Below are 1,419 nucleotides of genomic sequence, written 5' to 3'. Positions count from 1 at the left end.
AGTAGATGAATTGAAGCTACTACTGGATAGGCTGTTAAATCAAGGCGAGTTAGTAATTGAATGGCATCGCAAGATCAAAAATAAAGGGAATAACCATCATATTGCAGCTTAAGTGCTTATTAGCTTATCACCAGCCATTTTTGTTTGTCCCAATGGGATGACGCTAACTTTACTCTCTGCTTGACTGTCTCTAGGTCTAGATGAGGACAGGCTTGGGTTACTTGACTCCTATACATTTATCTTTGCCAAAGTTTTCTTTATTTAATACTCTACTACCTCTGACCACAACTTAGTATAAATTCAAACGCAACATGAAAAATCCCTTGATGCCCTTGGCTGACCGCCTGCTACTGCGGAAGCGCGCTATCATCGAAACCATCATTGACCAGTTGAAGAACATTTCCCAAATCGAGCATTCGCGTCACCGTTCTCCGGTCAATTGCTTAGTCAACATCGTCTGCGGCTTGATTGCTTATTGCCACCACCCCAAGAAACCCTCGATTGCCCTTGACCACAATTTGCTGCCCTCTCCTTAACCCGAACTCACGTTATTAAAATAAAACTCTTGCACAAATTTTGGTTAGGTTGCAAAAACTGAGCAAGATTGGTTCGCACGCGCGTTTATCTCGTTGCGAACCAGTTTTAACGCTCAAAGCATACTCATTCAAATGGCAGCATTTCCGCTCCTAGACAGTTGAAGTTAAAGTAGCAATACTTACGGCGGGGTTTGTTTCCGCTACTTCTTCAGTTCCGTCGCTTGATATATTAAATTGCAAGTCAAACTAAATCTGCCAATAAATCTGTAATCTCTGCCTGATGGTTCAGTCGGTTGTCATCATAAATCATCAATGTGTTCAAGTTAGCGTGGCGCGAAAGCTTCTGTACCCGCCGGACATCACCACCTGTTGCTTCCAAGGCTGCGGTAATCCCAGAGTGTCTAATCCGGTGGGGGCTCATGGTCTTACTAATGCCAGCCTTCGCTCCTGCTGCTTGAACAATTTTGTAGATAGCAGTTCCCGTGAGCCGATGCCCATAACTAGCTCGATCTAAAGCAATAAATAGCGGCTGGTTGATATTCAATTCTTTTCTTGCCAGCAACCATTCTTGCAATGCTTTGACTGTAGAGCCTGACAGCGAGACTGCTTCCTTCTGACTCCCTCTACCTTTACCGATAATCCAAAATTTTCTGCCTTCCAAATCCAAGTCTTTAATGTCAGCAAATGCTACTTCACCGCGCCGCAGAACGTTATCCCAAAGCAATCGCAACAAGGCATAATCTCTTTTACCCTTGAGAGTGTGTGCGATTCGTTCATCCTAAATGAGTAGCAATACTCAGGGACGGAAGGGAGGATGGGGCAGACTCTCTAAAACGGAGAATGCCAATCCTTACAACTTGATAATCGTGAGGGTGTAAGTCCC

At 44.3% G+C, this 1,419-nt stretch carries 2 pseudogenes; one reads left to right on the top strand and one right to left on the bottom strand.

The window, feature by feature from the left end:
- Nucleotides 1–296: 296 nt before the first annotated feature.
- A pseudogene (locus tag AC2VE5_RS27690) lies at nt 297–536 on the top strand (transposase); the annotation flags it as partial.
- Between the two features lie 241 nt (nt 537–777).
- On the opposite strand, the pseudogene AC2VE5_RS27685 reads toward AC2VE5_RS27690, so the two are convergent.
- Nucleotides 778–1,296, bottom strand: a pseudogene (locus AC2VE5_RS27685) (tyrosine-type recombinase/integrase); the annotation flags it as partial.
- Nucleotides 1,297–1,419 lie beyond the last annotated feature (123 nt).

Source organism: Aliterella sp. E5.1 (assembly GCF_057473825.1).
The sequence above is the reverse complement of the archived record's forward strand: the minus strand, read 5'-3'. Positions and strand labels throughout refer to the sequence as shown.